3 protein-coding genes and 1 pseudogene are annotated in these 2,681 nt (G+C 65.2%); all 4 read right to left on the bottom strand.

All coding sequences use genetic code 11. The annotated features are described in order from the left end of the window. Positions 1 to 191 (bottom strand): annotated as a pseudogene (locus EN939_RS28925) (penicillin-insensitive murein endopeptidase); the annotation flags it as partial. A 65-nt stretch (positions 192 to 256) separates the two neighbouring features. Next, on the bottom strand, positions 257 to 1,159 hold the full coding sequence (locus tag EN939_RS28920; protein WP_127269764.1) for an SDR family oxidoreductase: 903 nt from the start codon (positions 1,157 to 1,159) through the stop codon (positions 257 to 259). Further along, entirely contained in the window at positions 1,156 to 2,310 is a 1,155-nt protein-coding gene (gene queG / locus EN939_RS28915; protein ID WP_127269762.1) for a tRNA epoxyqueuosine(34) reductase QueG, read from the bottom strand. Before queG ends, EN939_RS28920 begins: the two co-directional genes overlap by 4 nt. Beyond that, positions 2,291 to 2,681 (bottom strand): glutathione S-transferase family protein (locus EN939_RS28910; RefSeq protein WP_164751305.1); only part of this gene is annotated, 391 nt, incomplete at its 5' end. The genes EN939_RS28910 and queG, both read right to left, overlap by 20 nt.

The raw sequence follows: 2,681 nt of genomic DNA, 5'->3' as shown, positions 1-2,681 counted from the left end.
AAACAGCCCTTGGAATAGAAGCCAATCGACCGCGCCGCGGTCGCGGCCGGCAGTTTCTTGGCGCCGAACAGGTCTTTTGCCCGCTCCTCGGCGGTCGCCGGCTGAACGGCTGAGCCAAGCACGGCAAGCAGGCCGAGCGCAGCGGCCAACAGGGGCGTTTTGCCTAGAGATAGCCTCATCGCTGTCTTCATGAACCCGGTTCTCCACCGCAATCCCAAGGCCGAATCATAGCACGCCGCGCCCGCGGCTTCGATCGTCAGCGCTTCATCGGGCTGCGCGCTTCGCCGTCACGCCAATCGCCGCTTGCCCACATATGATCGAAGGCGGCGCGGTAGTCTGGAAACCGCAGGGAATAACCCGCCGCCTTGATCGCCGCGTTGGCGACACGCTTGTTCTCGCCATAGAAGGACCGCGCCATGGGCGAAAGTTGGGCGGCGTCGAAGGGAATTTCGGGCGGCGGTTCGATACCCATTAGCGAAGCGGCATAGGCGACGACATCCTGCGGCGGCGCCGGCAGGTCGTCGGTGACGTTGAAGATGCCGCCTGTATTGCCTTCGATGAGCTGCCACAGGGCGCCGGCAATGTCGTCGCAATGGATGCGGTTGAACACCTGGTCCGGCTTGACCAGCCGCCTTGCAGTGCCGTTTTCCAGATTGACCAGCGCGTTGCGGCCGGGGCCGTAAATGCCGGACAGGCGCAGGATCGCCCCCGGTCGGCCGATCTCGCGGCCCAGCTCCAGCCAGTCTCGTTCGGCGGCCACCCGCATCACCGAGCGCTTCGACACCGGCCGGCATTCCGCCGTTTCATCGACCCATGCGCCGTCATAATTGCCGTAGACGCCGACGGTGGAGAGATAGCCGATCCATTCAAGCACCGGCATTTGAGTGAGGATTCCCGCGCGGGCGGCATTCAGCACAGGATCGCCGGCCTCTTCCGGGGCGACCGAAATCAGCAGATGCGTTGTTTTTCCCAATGCATCGCCGATTTCGCCGGTCATCGCGCCGTCGAACAGAAGCGGCGCGACACCGGCCTGCCGTAGCGTCTCGAATTTTTCCGGCGAGCGTGTCGTGCCGAAGATCGTCGCGGCGCCTTTGTTAGCCCGAGCAAAAGCCCCGCCGGAATAGCCGGCGCCGAAGATGAATATCTGCTTTTCGCTCATGCATTCGCCCTGGTTGGCCGCGCCAGACGCCATTCGTCGCGCACGGCTTCGTCGCTTTCGGTTTTCAGGCCGATGGCTGCCCGTTCTGAATATTCGGCATCGGGCACCAGCCGCGCCAGCGCCCATATTGCCGCGCCCCGGACCAGCGGCGAGGCATCGTCCAGCAAGGCGCGCACAGTGTCGGCAAGAGAGGCATCGCCGGAATTGCCGGCGGCGATCAGCACGTTGCGGATGAACCGGTCGCGGCCGATGCGTTTTATCGGCGAACCGGAGAAGAAAGCGCGGAAGGCCGCGTCATCGAGACCCAAAAGGTCGGCGAGCGGCGGCTCGCGCAAATCATCGCGCGCGACGAGTTTTGCTTCGGAAGCTGCCCGGGCGAATTTGTTCCACGGGCAGGCGGCAAGACAATCGTCGCAGCCATAGATGCGGTTGCCGATCTTTTCGCGGAATTCGTGCGGAATCGGCCCCTTGTTCTCGATGGTGAGATAGGAGATGCAGCGCCGCGCATCGAGCCGGTAGGGCGCCGGAAAGGCATCGGTCGGGCACGCGTCGAGGCAGGCGCGGCAGGAGCCGCAATGGTCGATCTCGGCGCGGTCGGGCACGAGTTCGGCGGTGGTGAAGATGGTGCCGAGGAACAGCCAGGAGCCGTGCTCGCGGCTGACCAGATTGGTGTGCTTGCCTTGCCAGCCGAGCCCGGCGGCCTCGGCCAGCGGCTTTTCCATCACCGGCGCAGTGTCGACGAATACCTTCACATCACCCCCGGCGCGCGCCACGATCTTGCCGGCGATCTCCTTCAGCCGCCCCTTCATCACATCGTGATAGTCGCGGTTTTGCGCATAGACCGAGATCGCGCCGGAGTCGCGCTTGGCCAGCACCCCGCGCGGATCATGGTCGGGGCCATAGTTCATCGCCAGCACGATGATCGAGCGCACCTGCGGCCAGAGGGCTGTTGGTTCACTGCGGCGTTGAAGCGTCTCGGCGATCCAGTCCATCGACCCATGAAAGCCATCGGCGACGAATTCGGCCAGGCGCGCCGGCGCCAGCGGGATCGCATCGGGGGAGGTGACGGCAACGGCATCGAAGCCGGCGCGCTGCGCCTCCGCGTCGATCAGCGCGCGCAGTTTTGCGGCGTCAGAAGTCGAGGTCCGCATAATGCGACACCGGTGACAGGCCGCGCACCCGGTCGGTCAAAAGCGGCCGGAAGGAGGGCCGCGACTTGACCCGCGTGTACCATTCGCGTGCAGCGCTGTGCTCGCGCCAGTCGATCTCGCCGAGATAGTCGAGCACCGACAGCGTCGCCGCGGCCGCGAGATCGGCATAGGTGACCCTCGAACCGGCCAGCCAATGGCGGGTGCCGGCCAGCCAGTTGGTGTATTTCATGTGCTGGCGGATGTTGGCGCGCGCGGCACGGATCGCGCCCGAATCGGGCGAGCCGCCGCCAGCCGTTTCCGGCATGACCGGCTTGAGCACGCGCTCGCGCACCAGATGGCGGGTGACTTCACTTTCGGCCTTGTTGAGATAC

It is taken from the genome of Mesorhizobium sp. M7A.F.Ca.CA.002.05.1.1 (assembly GCF_003998335.1).
Taxonomy (GTDB): domain Bacteria; phylum Pseudomonadota; class Alphaproteobacteria; order Rhizobiales; family Rhizobiaceae; genus Mesorhizobium.
The sequence above is the reverse complement of the archived record's forward strand: the minus strand, read 5'-3'. Positions and strand labels throughout refer to the sequence as shown.

Bases quoted from the DNA above. Each gene is read 5' to 3' on its own strand.
- queG (WP_127269762.1), bottom strand. From the start codon at position 2,310: ATGCGGACCTCGACTTCTGACGCCGCAAAACTGCGCGCGCTGATCGAC.
- EN939_RS28920 (WP_127269764.1), bottom strand. From the start codon at position 1,159: ATGAGCGAAAAGCAGATATTCATCTTCGGCGCCGGCTATTCCGGCGGG.